This window comes from Cohnella abietis (assembly GCF_004295585.1).
Lineage (GTDB): Bacteria > Bacillota > Bacilli > Paenibacillales > Paenibacillaceae > Cohnella > Cohnella abietis.
Genome location: NZ_AP019400.1, coordinates 732,284 through 747,539, shown reverse-complemented (window position 1 = coordinate 747,539; position 15,256 = coordinate 732,284). Strand labels below are relative to the sequence as shown.

Genomic DNA, 15,256 nt, shown 5'->3' with positions numbered 1-15,256 from the left:
CGCTTATCCCTTCACTGCCCCCAAAGTGGCGCCTTCCATAATTCTGCGCTGCAGGAAAATAAACATGAAGATGAGTGGAATCATCGTAATCATAAGGCCTGCAAACAGGGTGACCCAGTCCGCTTTGTACTGCATGATTTGACTTGCCTGATACATGGCGACACCGATCGTATACTTACCCGGGTCTCCCAAGTAGATGAACGGTCCCAAGAAATTGTTATACAAGGCGAGACATTTAAATATGGCCACAGTTACAATCCCAGCAGTTGAAAGCGGCATGATAATCTTGAAGAAAATCTGGAAAATGGATGCCCCATCGATCGCGCCGCTTTCTTCGAGCTCTTTCGGCAAAGATTGCATAAAGCCGCTCAGCATCATCAAATAAAAAGCACTTTCGCTGAAGCTGTCTAGAATAATGATTCCGGTCAGACTGTTCGTCAAATGCAAATCGCGCATCAAAATATACTGCGGGATTAATGCATTGATTCCAGGAAGGAACAGAGACAGCATAATGATACCCCACATCAGCTTTCTCCCTCTAAACTCCAGTCGAGTCAGCACGTAAGCGTTAATGGCCGTTAAGAATGTTCCAATCACCAAGCTTACGCCAACGTAGTAAACCGTATTGACCATGGCACTTCCAATTCCGTATTTCTGCCAAGCCCCTTTATAGTTCGTCCACTGCAGAACCTCCGGTAGATTCCATACGCTTTGGAAAAACTCCTGATTTGTCTTGAGCGATTCATAGAATACCCAGATCATAGGAAACAGGATCGTCACCGACCACATCAGGAGAATGGTGTACCACCATGTGTCAACTATCGTTCTTCTTTCTCTCACCGCTGTCCCTCCCTAGTATTCGGAATCCCGATTTGTCGTGAACTTATCGATCGCAAGCTTGGTCGCAACTAGGATAACGAATAACATCATCCCTATAGCCGATGCGTAACCATAATTGTGAATTCCCACACCGAACGCAATATTGAACATATATAAGCCAATTACATCCGTAGAGCCCGATGGCCCTCCGTTCGTTAAAATCAAGATGTTCTCAAACCCTTTAAATACGCCTAACATTAAGAATAAAACGGCAACGCGAATAATAGGGGTCATAAGCGGAATGGTAATCTTAAATAGTCGAACCCGGTGACTTGCCCCTTCTAGAATTGCCGCTTCGTAGAGCGATTTTGGAATCGTACTCATCGCATTCAGGAAAATAACGAAGTAGAACCCTACTGCGCCCCAGACAGAAGGGGGAATCGTCGCCCACAATGCGGCTTTCTTCTCACCTAGCCAATAATAATTTCCTATGTCCACTCCGATCAATCGCAGCCCCGCATTCAGCAAGCCGAAGGATCCGTCATACACGAAGGACCACAGTAAAGAAACGGCTACCAAAGAGAGTATATTGGGGAAAAAGAACAGCACCTTAAACACCGAATGGAATCGATACCCTTTGTTCGCCAGCAAGTACGCAAGGATAATTGAAATAAAAACAACTAGTGGTGTAATGGTTACCATTAGCAGCACGTTATGCCATAACGCCCGCCAAACATAGTCATCCTGTAACATATCTTTGAAATTGTTCAGGCCAACAAATACAGGCTCTTTAATTCCATCCCAATCCAATAAAGAATAATAGACAGAAAGCAAATTCGGGTACAACGTAAACAGCATATATCCTCCAAAAGCAGGGAATGTTGCCAAAAAAATAAACAATCTCTTCTGAAATTTGGCTTTCTGCTTCCATTGCTGATTTTGGGGTGCTGCTACGTGCGCGACAGGATTAGGCAGCTCATTCATCGTGATGTCGCTCCTTTATTATTCACGGAGCGCTAATTCCTTCAGCGCTCCGTGATGGCTTCTTATTAAGTGCAATGAAATCGGTCTATTATTTCTGAGCGGCAATTGCTTTAGCGAGCAGATCCTCTGCCTCATGCAGCTTAGACTGCGGATCTAGCTTTCCTGAAGCGATATCGTTCACTGATTCTTCCATCAGCTTTCTCGCCTTTTCTGCATTCTGATCAGTCAGCGAAACACTACGCGCCTCGCTAGTACCTTTGACATGGTTATTCTTCAAGTATTCAAGAACGGCTTTCGGAGCATCCTGCAGCTTATCGACCAAAGCTGCATCATCCATATAGTCGGTACGAACCGGCAATCCTCCCGCTTTAACCGCATAGAGCTGCTGTACATCAAGATTCCACATCCAGACCAAGAACTCTTTCGCCCACTTCTTGTTTAAGTCCGGTTTGGCTGCCCAGATGTAATGGCCTCCGCCTGCATAGCTCTGATAATATTTGGTGCTGTCCGGATTATCCCCCATCGGCGCCAGCATGAATCCCCACTTAAAACCATCAGGAATGGAATCTTTCATTTCGTTCTGAACCCATTCCCCTGTCGAAGCCAATGCTGCTTGCCCTTGTAGAAGCTGCATTTGCGATTGTGTGTGGGTCAATGCTGCGACGCCATCCGGGAATGCTTTTTTCTGACCGAGCTCGTAAATCTTGTTATATACGCTCAAGCTTTCTGCTGATGCATAGTATGGCGCTTTGTAGTTACGATAGTCATCATTGAATTTATCCAAATTACCGTTGATCTCAGCGATTTCAAACATTTTCGGTATTCCGATGGAAAAATCTAGGTATCCCGGGTATTTACCAGGGTATGTGACAGGAATAATTCCCGCCGCTTTGATCGTATCGATAAGCGTCGTAAATTCGCTCCAGGTTTTCGGATTTTGGTTCCACCCGTGTTTCTCGAACAGAACTTTATTGTAGTAGAGCCCCGTTATGTCCTGCCCGTAAGGAATGGCATACATTTTATCGAGGATGAGAGTTCTTCCTTCATAAATACCCGACTGAAGCTCCTTCAACGTCTTCACGCCAATGTCGAGAGCTTTATGGTCCCAAAGATCGTCCTGCGGCTCCAGCTTGCCGGCTTCCACAAGGCTTGTCGCCATGGCCGAACCGCCGCCTGCACTTCCCGGAAGAAAGTTCGAGAAAATATCGAACATGTCGTCATCGTTTTTAGCCGCTATTTTCGTCCCGATAATCGTATCAATCTTAGGAGAATAAGTCGTATCGAAGCTTACATTCGGAAATTTCTTCGTGAACGTTTCAATCGCGTAGTCAATCCATTCCCTGCCGCTGCCGTTTTCCCAGTATGCAAATTTCAAGGTAACTTTCTGATCTTTAGGAAGACCATTTTCCGGATAGACATTGGACTCGCTGGCGGTTGCACTCGCTTCAGGACTAGCTGTGGAGCTTACTACAGCTGGAGCGGTTTCTTGGCTATTGGAAGCTTGAGAATTGTTCTTGCCACTGTTGCAAGCTGCCATCATAAATACAAGAAGCAAACAAATCAACGATAAACCCCATACCTTAGCTTTGTTTTTCATAGATGAACCCTCCCGATTTTTTTTGCTTTCTCATTTCTCTACAGCCGTAAAGCCCTTTTCCCTCCGTCCTGAAGCAGCCAATTGTTCATCCGCCGCCTCGCAAATAAAAGTAACACCCCGGGTATTACACGGTATATAGATCATTTGCTGCAGATAGATGAAAAGGAACATATTACTGTTTTTAGGCGATAGACGATAAGTCAGCAATAGATAATTCTCCTCATCTTCACTTATTTGGTGAAAAAAAGAAGCCCGCGACACCGTGCAGGGCTTCAGGGCTTCAAATCGAACTATATTTCTTGCGATATTGGCCTGGGGTTTCACCAGCATGCTTCTTGAACACGCGAATAAAGGTTAGTGATTGATCATATCCAACGGCACGGCCGATGTCTTGAATGGTATCTTCCGTCTCAAGCAGCATCTGAATTGACTTCTCCATCCTCACCTCGGATACATATTCAACGAACTTCATCCCGAATGCTTCTCGAAATAGACGGCTTAAGTATTTGGCGTTTAATTGGAATTCGTCGCTAAGATGAGTGAGCGATAGATCGGGGTTGCAGTAATTGTCGGCGATATACATTTTAACTTGATGCATAAGCTGGTGGGACGATTTGTTCTCACGAAGCTTATTTAGTCTATCGTAGGCATCCTTCAGAATATCGTGTATGGCCTGATAAACTTCTTCTTGCGTTTCTTGTTCAAGCGCCATCAGCAAGGAAGGCTGTACATCCTCGATCCAAACCTTGTTTAACTCTTCGGTCAGCTCAGCCATTTCCTTCTGCAAATATCCGATCAGAACCTGCATGAGGCTCGCTAGATCATCATGGGTATACAACTGATCTTGGAGGGTCTGATACATTTCCTCATAATAATCTTCCCATTTCTCGTCTCCAAGTCTAAACGATTGACTAATACTTCGAAACACCTGCAGTTGCTTAAACAATTCACCCTTTGGTTTGGAAACCATATGTTTGGGAGTAATAATCCGATTCATTCCCAATGAAGATTTGTAACCAACAGCACTGACCGCTTCCCTGAACGATTCCGCAGTTAACTCCAGTTGTTGAATAAGATGACCAATCCCTATCGTCACCGTAAAGTCCAAATTAAGAGCTATCCAGTCCCTTAACTTCTCACAGCTTTCCAGTACTTCTTGCTCGCTTTCCTGATGATGGAATAGAAAGAGAATTCCCATCTTGGAATTGGAAATCCATTCGGTCCATACGGTGAAAGGCTTATTCTCGACTAATTCCTTCATGGAAGCGCCTAGGATGTATTTCAGTAAATGCTGATCACTTCGATATTGTATCGCGAATTCCGTATAATGATCGATCTCGACAATCGCGACAAGTGAGCCGCTTACAGGTTGATGAATGCCATGCCGCGATAATTCTTCTTCGAGATATTTGCCGAAGTTGGCTGTGGAGTTCGTTCCCTCCATTAAGCTAAGAAACAAATGTCTTCTGTGGTATACGGACAATTCTTTGTGCTGCTCTTGAAGCATGTTGGATTCATCGAGAAGCTCTTCGATTGATGATTCAATAAATTTAAATTCATCAACCTTTTCCGTCTTCAGCTGAGTAGGAGATGCCTTACGCGCTCCTGAAATCATGTTCATTAAAGTCATAACCGGCTTGTATTGGCGCCTGGACACATAGATGATCCAGGTCAACCCTGCAATAACGATTACTGCTGCAATAGCCATCCATACGTAGAATAGCGAGGACACAAACTCCAGAATTCCGCTATTAAGAGTGCCGCTGGATATGATCCAGCCCGTTTGTTCCGAAACGGATGAGGATAGGACTGTGCCAGCCCCCATGTTGGATGTCTTGCCATTGGCAGTCGCTTCCGTAGAGACGATAAGATTTCCTTCTTCGTCACTGAGATGGACAAAGGTCGAATTGTTGTCGGTCATGCTGGTTATCCATCCAAGCAGGGACTCGATACGGACATTGACGATGAGGATGCTTAAATTGCTCAGATTCGTGTTTTTGGCCAAGCTGATTACTCTTCGGGCGTTACCCCCATCGGTATTTTGCGGTACTAGGGTTCGGGCTGTCCAGCGGTAAGGAACGCGGCTGTTCAAGGATAATCCGATAAATTGACTATCAGCGAAATCGTTCAAATCGGTTAACGTCGACCGGGTAAGAATTGTTCGATCTGGAGTACGATACAAATAAATGGATTCTATCGTCGGATTGTTCTGCAATAGTTCCTTTAATGCCGAAGAAGCTTGAATATCCGTATAATGGCGATTGTCCTTGGGATTGTCCGAGAAAAACTGTTTGATCTTCTCATTGTTCTGTATTTCATATAGAAATAAGGAGTCTATATCCGCGAGCTTGCTGTCTATCATCTTCGAAATATTGTGAGACACAGCATTATTCGCCTTTACGGAAGCCTTCTTGGACATTTCGCTTAAAGTCAGGAAGGTCATTAGCAAGAGGCTTAAGCTGATAATAAAAAATACTGGCAAATAGGAGAGTAGTAATCTGTTAAACCAGTTTGTCTTCATTGCTCCCCTCATTCCGCTAGATAGTTAGCAAAATTTATTATTCGAAAGTCATTTATTTTCTCTAGGAAATAACTTAACATATTAAATAAGTAATCAGCAATGAGCTGTCCGGAGGGGAAAATGGTTGATACGATACCGATCTATTCTACCTTTAATTGTCTTCTTAGTCATCGGATTATTCGTACTCTGTTGGAGCATCTGGGCGCAAAACAACAAATCGCCCCTTCCTGCGCCTCCAAATGAAGATCAACAAATTATGTTTTTGAATCTGTTCATCAATGCTCCCTTGGATATGGCATTGCCTGAGAGAGATACCGATCTTATTCGCCAAATCATAGAGAAGAAGTTTAACGTCCGTATCCATGTTACCGCTATGGTGCCTGGAAATGAGTATAACGCCAAGATCGAGTCATTGCTATTCTCCAACAACCCTCCTGATATGTGGATCGATAGAAGCAGCGACGGAGCTTCCAAACTTTCGCTCGATGGCGTGCTCGCGGATATGTCGTCTTATGTATCCCCGCTTTCGATGCCAAACTACTTCAAGTACTGGGTAACCGAGAAGGAATTGAAACAATATCAGATTCATAATCGCTTCTATCGTGCTCCGATTCCCTATGATAAGAATTCTTATCGCAGCTACTATATCCGTCAAGATTGGCTTAAGCATTTAGGATTGAAAATTCCGCATAATTACGACGAATATTTGCAAGTATTACGCGCCTTTACATTCGATGATCCGGACGGAAACGGCAAGAAGGATACCTATGGATTTACGACATCGGGCAACAATTCGAGTCTGTCTACCGACTGGCCCGAGTATGCAAAGAACGGTCTCGTATATCCGGCTTATATGAATAATAATAAGCTTGTCGACATGGAATCGGATCTGAGAATCGAACATGTCGTAGACGATATTCTTAAGGTCATTAATGGGGGGTTGGTCGATCCTGACTGGTTTTTCAACTCCGGCACGGAGCATATCGACAAAGCGATACATGGAAAAGTAGGTGTTGTCCTTGGCCAAACCGTTGATTTCGCCTTGGATGCTAATCCGGGAAGTATTCAATCGCTTAGTCGTAAGCTTGATCCGAAAGCCAACTGGGTACCCTTTAACCCGCTGGGTAACCAGCCGTTAAGGGCAGGGGGTTCACCTGAATATCCTTTTGTTTTTGCCAAGATGACTGCCGACAAGTATCCCGAGAGAATAAAGAAAATAGTGGAAATATTAGATTGGCTATCGAGTGATGAGGGGTTTCTCCTCACCCATTACGGTATAGAGGGGGAGCACTATTCGCGTCGCGGTAACACGATCACGTTATTACCTAAGAAGGCGGAGGATTCTAGACATTCTGTCGACTCATTAAAATTATGGGGTTTCTTCACGCCGGAGACCCCTAGCGTGCTAGGTTTGCAGATCGTTGATCCCAATACGACAGCGAGAGACACAGACATCAAAACATTCTTGGTCCAGCTTCCAGTCAAAGCGAAGCTTGGAGTTACATTGGCACCGCCCGTCGGCATTGATGTAGGAGCTTTCCGGTCCAGGCAAAACGAGCTGCAAGTCAAAATGCTGTTCTCCGATCAGTCGGGAAAGCGATGGCCAGTCTATTACAATGAAATCATGAGTCATTATAACGGATTCCAAATCATTAAAAACTTCGAGATGCAGGTGAAATCCGTTGCCTCGGGGACTCGATAAATAAAAAAGAAGAGGCTGTCCATTGATTAACTCAGTGGCAGCCTCTTCTTTTCATTCACGATCAAGCGGGTAGATAGGCCGTACGATTTGCTTATAGCTAAAATGGTTTACATCCACCGCGCAGCAACCGGGAGTATCGACGAGAATATACCTCGTGCAGATGTCCCCGAATGCCGTCTTCCACGCGATTGCCGCTTTAACCGCAATGATGTGGAAGTCTTGCGCGCGCAGCCCAAGCGAAACGACGTGGCCGGGATCCCAAGGAGCCGTCCGTCGTTCTGTAATAATTATCGTTAATCGATTGACTTCAATAACCGCGGTTCGCCCCATATCCGCTCTCTGACCCGTCATATAAGAGCCGATATGGGTGTACTTCCCGTCGAATAGCAACCCAATCTGCCCTCGAACGGCAACCGGATCGCCATGCAACCGATCGCTTTTGCCGCCGATGTCGGCCTCGAACGTTCCTCCGACTCCAAGCCTGTCGGCAAGCTTTACCGCTTCCGGATCGCAAATCACGATCAGGCTCTTAACCGGGGCGTCGACCAAATGTCCGAGCAGGAATGTCGCATCTCCTGGAGCTCCGCCCCCTACGTTATCGGAGCCTTCGACAAGGACAACCGGGCCTTTCGGCTCTTCCATGGCTAATCGTAGGGCATCCGCCGGTGGATAGGCCGGACTGACGAATCGCTCCCGGCGTTCCCAAGCCATGAACGAGAGCTCGTTGGCTAGCCTGTGAGCAAGCGCCGAATCTCCATCCGTCGCAACGACGAAAGCCATACCGGCGGCCGGCACATCGCTGTAAGGAAAACCACCCGCAACCATAATGCTGAGCACGCCCGGCTCCCGCTCCATCTCGAATGCCCTACTCATCAATTCCCGCATCGGACCCGCTTCATCTGTCAGCATCACCGGTGGCACGATCAGCATTCCCGGCCGAGCAAGCGCTAGGACAGGAGTCAATTCCCCCCGCACCGTACGTGCCAATAACACGAGCGCCTCGACGGCTCTTTCATAAGGATCGATGTGCGGGTAAGTGTCATAGCCGGTCACGATCTGAACTTGATCCAGCATCTCCTGGCTGACATTCGCATGCATATCCAACGTAATCGCGATCGGCACTTTCAGTCCGACTTTCGTCCGAATGCGGCGAAGCGCTTCAGCCTCCATGTCCGCGATCCCTTCTGCCACCATTGCCCCATGCAGAATGACGATAATGCCATCGGCTTCCGCATCAACCGTGGAAACCAGCTTGGCTAGAAGGACTTCAGCGGCTGAAGCCGAGACCATAGCCGACGGTGTAGCGGACAAATACGCTCCGCATACCAACTCCGTATTCTCAGCGGCAGCCGCGTCGATTACTCCCCCCATGCTCGTCCGGGTTCCTTTATATCGCTCGAGGTAGGCGTCGGCACCTTCTACCCACTCGCCTTGAAACTGCTCGATTTCCGTCTTCCCTGGAGCGAAAGTGTTCGTCTCGTGGAAAATGCCCGCTACTAATAGCCTCATCCGAATCCTTCTCCTCTCCTGCCCAAATTCGAATTATTTTATTATAACTTCGGAAGCACAGCGCCGATCGCCGAGAGTGTTTTCTCAATATCCGCTTCACTGTGCGCGGTCGACAGATACCACAAGCCGTTCGGACGAACGAGAACTCCCTCATCCAGCATCAGCTCGGCGAAGCGAGCGTATTTGGCCGAATCGCGTCTATTGTAAGCGGCGAAACCCCGAACCTCTGTTTCTTCCGTAAACATGACATTAAAGACGGGACCGATTTGATTGATAATTCCCGGTACGTCGTGCTGCTTAAATAATGACCGGAAGCCTTCGACTAATGTACCAGTCAACCCTTCCATATGGGAGAAGGCGGCCCCCTTATCTTTGCGAAGCTCGCGGATCGTGGCAATCGCCGCCGCCGTGGACACGCCGTTTCCGTTCAAGGTTCCAAGATGGCTGACTACCCCGTCATCCACCAATTTCATGATGGCTTCCCTACCGCCGACCGCACTGATTGCTATGCCCCCGCCGAGCGCTTTGCCTACGGTCACGAGATCGGGCGTAATGCCGAATCTCTCCTGGGCGCCGCCGATTCCAAGCCGGAATCCCGTAATGACTTCATCCATGATCATTACGATTCCAAGCTCTTTCGTAAGATCTCGGATCAATTCAAGGTACCCCTCCTCGGGAAGAATACAGCCGGAATTGCACATAACGGGTTCGGTAATGACGGCCGCGATCTCGAAATGCCGGGTGCGGAGAGTCGACTCAAGCGCGGCTTTATCGTTCCATGGCAACAAAATGACATCGGACAAGCTGTTCGCGCTCTGTCCGTTAGTTCCCGGAGAAACCGCGGAATCGTTATCAACCGCATGTCCTTTCATATCCGCGCTCGGAAAAGAAGTAAAGATGGCATCCGACCATCCGTGGTAGTGACCGTGAAAGCGAATAACCTTGCTTCTACCCGTGTGGGCGCGGGCCAGCCTTAACGCTAGCATGACCGCTTCCGTACCGGAACCGCTCAGCGACACTTTATCCGCGCAAGGCAGCACTTCGCATAATAGCTGCGCGAGCTCGATTTCCCCCTCATGCTGCACGCCATAAGTGTATCCCTTGCGCATGGCTTCGATAATGCTCTCGGTTAGGCCGTCATGCGCGTGTCCGAGAATCAATGGACCGTAAGCCAACATGTAATCAACATACTCATTTCCGTCGACATCCCGGATATGCGAGCCTTTTCCCGAAGCTGCATAAAGCGGCACTGGTTTCATTGAAGCACGCAAGGAGCTGGATACGCCACCAGCAAGAGAATTACGGGATTCCGCGTACTTTGTTTTTGAAGTTTCGAATACTGTCATTTGTGTGCCTCCGAAGGAGTGATTTTTTCCCATATTAACAAAGCAATTATTTTATATCAAGAAAATAATTTTCTATTTATATATTATACTTATGATTACAGTATGAAATAACCCGTTAGACAATTTTTCATTAATGCTGTAGATTGGTCTATATCTTATTGCCAATAAGAAATTTGTTTTCGCAGGAGGAATGTTTTTGTGGAAAATACCGGGAAACAAGTCACCTTTGTAAAATCCGCCGACCGCGTGTTGGATATATTAGAATTGCTTGCCGATCAACAGCATTCGCTTAACTTGGTGGAAATTTCACGAAGGCTGGATTTGCCGACGAGCAGCACCTATAAGATCATTCAAAACTTGTTAGAGCGGGGATATCTGGAAAGTGATAATAGCGAGAAACAGTTTCGCCTAGGCCACAAGCTGCTGGAAATCGCGACGAAATACACCCAGAACACGGATTTGATCTCCGAGTTTCAGCATATCGCATTGAAAATCGTAGGCGACATTAACGAAGCGGTGTTCCTGTCAATCAGGGACCGAGATAAGATTCTCTACGTCTCCGAAAAGCAAAGCAGTCATCCGGTCCGGTTCGTCTCCCATATGGGAATGAAGCTTCCCATCCATTCCACCGCGATGGGTAAGGCAATGTTAAGCAAGAACACCGATGAAGAAATCTCCTCCATCTATTCAGATAAATCGCTGGGCAAGCTTACGGAGTCGACGATCAACGACTTGGACCAGCTGCTCGAACAGATTCGGGAAGCACGCGATGATGGCCTCTTCCATAGCTATGGAGAAGCTGTACAAGGCGTACGCTGCGTAGCGGCTCCCATCTGCAATTCTAATAATGAAGCGGTAGCCGCGATCGGCATCTCCATCCCCGAGACGCGGCTGACCGATGAGCTGTGGCAACGCGCCCAAGATTGGGTCAAGCAAAGCGCCAAGGAATTAAGCTTGCGGATTTATTACCATGGGATTGCGCAGGGCAACGATAACTAATCGAATAACGATATTTGCAAACTTTTGTATTTACAAACCCGAAATCATCAGTTACCATTCGAATTAATGAAACATATGTTTCGATAGATAAAATAGAATAAGGGAGGACGAGTAGCGTGCAGCAGAATCGACACCCGTGGGCTGAATTGGAAACCCCCGCCGTACTTATCGACTTAGATATTTTGGATCGAAATCTAAGGCATACCGCGGAATTGGCGCACCAAGCCGGCGTAAAGTTGCGACCGCATTTCAAAACGCACAAAAGCATTTGGATCGCGAAAGAACAAATTCGTTACGGCGCTTGCGGGATTACTGTTGCTAAGCTAGGGGAAGCAGAGGTGTTGGCTGATGCAGGCATAGCCGACTTTCTTGTCGCTTTTCCGATCGTAGGCGAGACGAAGCTGAGAAGATTGGCCCGGCTGATGGAGCGTGCCAACGTCATCGTCAGCACCGATAACGTGCAGGTAGCACAAGGGCTCTCCCAATTAGGACGCTCAATCGGCAAGGACATCAAGCTCTATATCGACGTCAATACCGGATTGAACCGCTGCGGGAAAGAACCGGGCGAAGAAACGGCCCAGCTCGTTCAAGAGATTGCTAAACTCCCTTATGTGCATGTGACCGGTTTGATGACGCACGGCGGATTTGCTTATGGAAAAAAGACGCAGGAGCAAATACGGGAAGCAGCCCGGGTGGAAGCGGAAGGCCTTGTCCGCACTAAACAATTGCTAGAACAGTCTGGGATTCCAATCGAAGAAATCAGTGTCGGTTCCACCCCTACTTCCAAGTTTATCAGCGATATCGACGGCGTCACGGAAATTCGCCCGGGAGCTTACGTATACGGAGACATCTCGCAGCTTGCGATTGGCGTCATTACACCTGAAGAATGCGCCATGCACGTGTTGGCCACGGTCGTCAGCACCCCGCGGAAGGGAACCGCTATCATCGATGCCGGCTCGAAAACATTCAGCAGCGACGCCAGTGCTCATGTTCCTGGGTATGGCACTTTGCGTGATTTCCCGGACGTTTATGTGGAGCGGCTGAGCGAGGAACACGGGATATTGCATTTGCCGGAAAGCGTCCAATTCGAAATTGGCGACCAGCTACTGTTTCTGCCGAACCATTGCTGCACAACGGCGAACCTGCACGATGAGCTACAAGGAGTTCGCGGAAACCGGATAGATCATATGATTAAAGTCGATGCGCGCGGTAAAATTCGGTAACTATCATTTTAGATTGAAGGGATGATTATTCATGTCAAAAGCTATTCACGTTGAAAATGCACCACAATTTCCGCTTCCTTTCTCTCATGCTATTCGTTCAGGCGATTTTGTATATGTGTCCGGTCAAGTAGGCGTTGACCCTGTAACGAGAGAAGTCGTAGGAGATACGATTGAAGCGCAAACCCGGCAGTGCCTGCGCAATATAGAAATCATACTGGAAAAGGCGGGACTGACGATGGATCATGTTATTAAATCCAATGCTTTCGTCAGTCGAGCAGTAGACTTCCCAGGCTACAATAAAACGTACGCCGAGGTGTTTAACGCCCCTTATCCGGCCAGAACGACCGCTCCGATTGATATGGGCGCCTATTTGGTGGAAATCGACGTGATCGCATTCGCTCCCGCCAAACGGGAAGCACTAGGCTGACGAGGGAGAGAATAAACGTTGCATAAGAGCCGCGAGGAAATATCCCTATCGATTAATGGGTGGATGAAGGAAAATCAATTGAAAGCGATTGCATTTGCATCCAAGCTGGTGCAAATCGAAAGCGTCAATCATCCTCCGACCGGCAATGAAGCGGAGTATCAGCATTTCTTGGCGAAATGGATGCGCGAGCAGGAAGCCAAAGTGGATCTATACGAGCTTTCCGAGGTGCCGGGATTGCGGGAACATGTAGCTTATATGGATTCTCGCCGCTATGACAACCGACCGAATGTCGTCGGAACTTTTTTCGGCGGCGGTCCGGGGCGCTCCTTGATGTTCTCCGGGCATGCCGATACCGTCTATGAAGGAACGGAAACATGGACTCACCCCCCCTTCTCCGGGACTGTCGATTCCGGCAAATTGTACGGTCGGGGCTCGTATGATATGAAGGGCGGAATGGCTGCCGCAATGATGGCGGTCAAATGTCTTCAAGAGCTTAACATCCCGATCGCGGGAAGCGTCTACATCGAAAGCGTCGTGGATGAGGAGCACGGGGGAGCCAATGGCACTCTTGCTGGAAGGCTTCGCGGTCCAAACCCGGACATGGCGATTATTCCGGAGCCTTCTAATATGAGGCTCTATCCGGCACATCTTGGTGGTGGTATCTGGAAGGCTACCTTCACCGGCCGAAGCGGAATCGCCTTCGCGGGCGAAGAATTGGTGAGTGCGCTCGAGGCGACGATCGATTTCGCCAATTTTCTACGAGCATACGATACCTACCGAAAGGAGACCCTTGAGGTCCCTTCTTGGTGGCAAAGCGGTCGGAAAGCGGAAGTGACTCTTCTGACGATTTATTCCGGAGACGTTACTCGCGAGCTTCAAGAGAAGCTTCCCGCGACCGGAGAATTGAATTTCTGGATCGAAGGCTATCCCGGAATGACCGGAGAGAGCATTATCGCGGATCTATGGGCATTTTACGAAGCGCATATTTCCAAGTATCCGTTGCTACAAAAGTGCAAACCGCAGATCAGGCCCTTAATCCGCTATTTATCCGCAAGTGAAATGAAGAAAGACGACAACACCGCCCGGTTTATGGAGCTGACCGCGGATTGCGGCGCACGGGTGCTCGGTCGCTCTGCAGAGCCTCCGACAGGATCGCCGTTTGCCTGCGACGGCTTTATGTTTAACTTGTACAGCGATACGCCTGCTTTAGTACTCGGTCCTAGCGGCGGTAACGCGCATGGGGCGGACGAATTTCTCGATATCGCTTCTTATGAAGCTCTGATTCGGTGGTATGCCGAAATCATTATCGATTGGTGCGGAATCTCGGAAGACGTGGGAGGTTTGCAAGTTGAGGCTAAAGGATAAAATAGCGCTCGTGACGGGCGGTTCCCAAGGAATTGGTCTGGCGATTGCCGTCCGGTTTGCCGCGGAAGGCGCGAAAGTCGCCGTCGCCGGTCTCGATAAAGAGGCGCTCGAAGAGACCGCAGCTTATATAACGGACAAAGGCGGTCAAGCGATCGCGATCGAAGCGGATATCAGATACCGAGCAGACGTGGATCGTATGGTCGATGAAGCTCTACGGGAATGGGGTCGAATTGACATTCTCGTGAACAATGCGGGCGTCAACCGCACTGCGTCTTTCCTCGAAATTACGGAGGAGGATTGGGACTGGCATCTGGATATTAACCTGAAGGGAACTTTCTTAGTCTCCCAACGAGTTGCCAAGGAAATGGTCAAGCTCGGAAGCGGCGGCTCCATTATCCAGATGTCGAGTGTTAACGGTCTTGCGGCCGAGGCGGATCAAGCCCATTACAACGCGGCCAAGGGCGGGATTAATTTGCTGGCGATGTCGATGGCGGTGGAATTGGCGTCGTACGACATCCGCGTAAACTCCCTTTGCCCCGGATTTATCGAGACTAGGCTGACGAAGCCGCTCATTGAAAATCCGCCCGCTATTGCGGAATATTTGAAAACAATTCCGATGAAGCGCGTCGGGCAGCCAGAAGAGATCGCCTCGGCCGCTTTGTTCATGGCCAGCGACGAATCGCGGTATATGACCGGACACTGCATGGTCATTGACGGAGGTCAACTCATCAAACTTTCTTAGTTGAGAAGTGCGTAAATACAAT

General features: G+C 48.3%; 13 protein-coding genes. 6 read left to right on the top strand and 7 right to left on the bottom strand.

The features are described 5' to 3' along the window. Positions 1-3: 3 nt before the first annotated feature. The 5 genes from KCTCHS21_RS03090 to KCTCHS21_RS03075 all read right to left on the bottom strand — a co-directional run bounded on the left by KCTCHS21_RS03090 (position 4) and on the right by KCTCHS21_RS03075 (position 5,921). On the bottom strand, positions 4-840 hold the full coding sequence (locus KCTCHS21_RS03090) for a carbohydrate ABC transporter permease (RefSeq protein WP_130605069.1): 837 nt from the start codon (positions 838-840) through the stop codon (positions 4-6). Positions 841-852: 12 nt separating this feature from the next. Then, positions 853-1,803, bottom strand: a complete 951-nt coding sequence (locus KCTCHS21_RS03085; RefSeq protein WP_130605068.1) for a carbohydrate ABC transporter permease — start codon at positions 1,801-1,803, stop codon at positions 853-855. Positions 1,804-1,891: 88 nt separating this feature from the next. Continuing rightward, positions 1,892-3,400, bottom strand: a complete 1,509-nt coding sequence (locus KCTCHS21_RS03080) for an ABC transporter substrate-binding protein (protein ID WP_130605067.1) — start codon at positions 3,398-3,400, stop codon at positions 1,892-1,894. A gap of 30 nt (positions 3,401-3,430) precedes the next feature. Beyond that, positions 3,431-3,607: a hypothetical protein gene (locus KCTCHS21_RS30785; RefSeq protein ID WP_157993932.1), complete on the bottom strand. Its 177-nt coding sequence runs from the start codon at positions 3,605-3,607 to the stop codon at positions 3,431-3,433. A gap of 73 nt (positions 3,608-3,680) precedes the next feature. Beyond that, positions 3,681-5,921 carry a helix-turn-helix domain-containing protein gene (locus KCTCHS21_RS03075; RefSeq protein WP_157993931.1) on the bottom strand — a complete coding sequence of 747 codons (2,241 nt, stop codon included), beginning with the start codon at positions 5,919-5,921 and terminating at the stop codon, positions 3,681-3,683. Between the two features lie 124 nt (positions 5,922-6,045). On the opposite strand from KCTCHS21_RS03075, the gene KCTCHS21_RS03070 reads away from it, so the two are divergent. Further along, the gene (locus tag KCTCHS21_RS03070; RefSeq protein ID WP_130605065.1) at positions 6,046-7,623 is read left to right on the top strand and encodes a type 2 periplasmic-binding domain-containing protein; all 1,578 of its coding nucleotides are present in this window, start codon (positions 6,046-6,048) and stop codon (positions 7,621-7,623) included. Between the two features lie 51 nt (positions 7,624-7,674). Here the strand turns inward: KCTCHS21_RS03070 and KCTCHS21_RS03065 are convergent, their stop codons facing one another. Together KCTCHS21_RS03065 and KCTCHS21_RS03060 are read right to left on the bottom strand one after the other, a co-directional pair. Then, on the bottom strand, positions 7,675-9,132 hold the full coding sequence (locus KCTCHS21_RS03065) for a M81 family metallopeptidase (RefSeq protein WP_130605064.1): 1,458 nt from the start codon (positions 9,130-9,132) through the stop codon (positions 7,675-7,677). Between the two features lie 41 nt (positions 9,133-9,173). Next, on the bottom strand, positions 9,174-10,478 hold the full coding sequence (locus tag KCTCHS21_RS03060; RefSeq protein ID WP_130616321.1) for an aspartate aminotransferase family protein: 1,305 nt from the start codon (positions 10,476-10,478) through the stop codon (positions 9,174-9,176). Between the two features lie 198 nt (positions 10,479-10,676). On the opposite strand from KCTCHS21_RS03060, the gene KCTCHS21_RS03055 reads away from it, so the two are divergent. The 5 genes from KCTCHS21_RS03055 (at position 10,677) to KCTCHS21_RS03035 (ending at position 15,234) form a co-directional block, all read left to right on the top strand. Continuing rightward, positions 10,677-11,477 carry an IclR family transcriptional regulator gene (locus KCTCHS21_RS03055; RefSeq protein ID WP_130605063.1) on the top strand — a complete coding sequence of 267 codons (801 nt, stop codon included), beginning with the start codon at positions 10,677-10,679 and terminating at the stop codon, positions 11,475-11,477. A gap of 116 nt (positions 11,478-11,593) precedes the next feature. Then, positions 11,594-12,700 (top strand): alanine racemase, encoded by a 1,107-nt coding sequence (locus tag KCTCHS21_RS03050; RefSeq protein WP_130605062.1) that lies wholly within the window; start codon positions 11,594-11,596, stop codon positions 12,698-12,700. A 31-nt stretch (positions 12,701-12,731) separates the two neighbouring features. Then, positions 12,732-13,127 (top strand): RidA family protein, encoded by a 396-nt coding sequence (locus tag KCTCHS21_RS03045; RefSeq protein WP_130605061.1) that lies wholly within the window; start codon positions 12,732-12,734, stop codon positions 13,125-13,127. 18 nt (positions 13,128-13,145) lie between these two features. After that, on the top strand, positions 13,146-14,492 hold the full coding sequence (locus KCTCHS21_RS03040; protein WP_130605060.1) for a M20 family metallopeptidase: 1,347 nt from the start codon (positions 13,146-13,148) through the stop codon (positions 14,490-14,492). Beyond that, positions 14,476-15,234, top strand: a complete 759-nt coding sequence (locus KCTCHS21_RS03035; protein WP_197726500.1) for an SDR family NAD(P)-dependent oxidoreductase — start codon at positions 14,476-14,478, stop codon at positions 15,232-15,234. Before KCTCHS21_RS03040 ends, KCTCHS21_RS03035 begins: the two co-directional genes overlap by 17 nt. Positions 15,235-15,256: the final 22 nt, after the last annotated feature.

What these genes read in the sequence shown, in the direction of transcription:
- KCTCHS21_RS03085 (WP_130605068.1), bottom strand. Translation starts at nt 1,803, where the DNA reads ATGAATGAGCTGCCTAATCCTGTCGCGCACGTAGCAGCACCCCAAAAT.
- KCTCHS21_RS03080 (WP_130605067.1), bottom strand. Translation starts at nt 3,400, where the DNA reads ATGAAAAACAAAGCTAAGGTATGGGGTTTATCGTTGATTTGTTTGCTT.
- KCTCHS21_RS03075 (WP_157993931.1), bottom strand. Translation starts at nt 5,921, where the DNA reads ATGAAGACAAACTGGTTTAACAGATTACTACTCTCCTATTTGCCAGTA.
- KCTCHS21_RS03065 (WP_130605064.1), bottom strand. Translation starts at nt 9,132, where the DNA reads ATGAGGCTATTAGTAGCGGGCATTTTCCACGAGACGAACACTTTCGCT.
- KCTCHS21_RS03060 (WP_130616321.1), bottom strand. Translation starts at nt 10,478, where the DNA reads ATGACAGTATTCGAAACTTCAAAAACAAAGTACGCGGAATCCCGTAAT.
- KCTCHS21_RS03045 (WP_130605061.1), top strand. Translation starts at nt 12,732, where the DNA reads ATGTCAAAAGCTATTCACGTTGAAAATGCACCACAATTTCCGCTTCCT.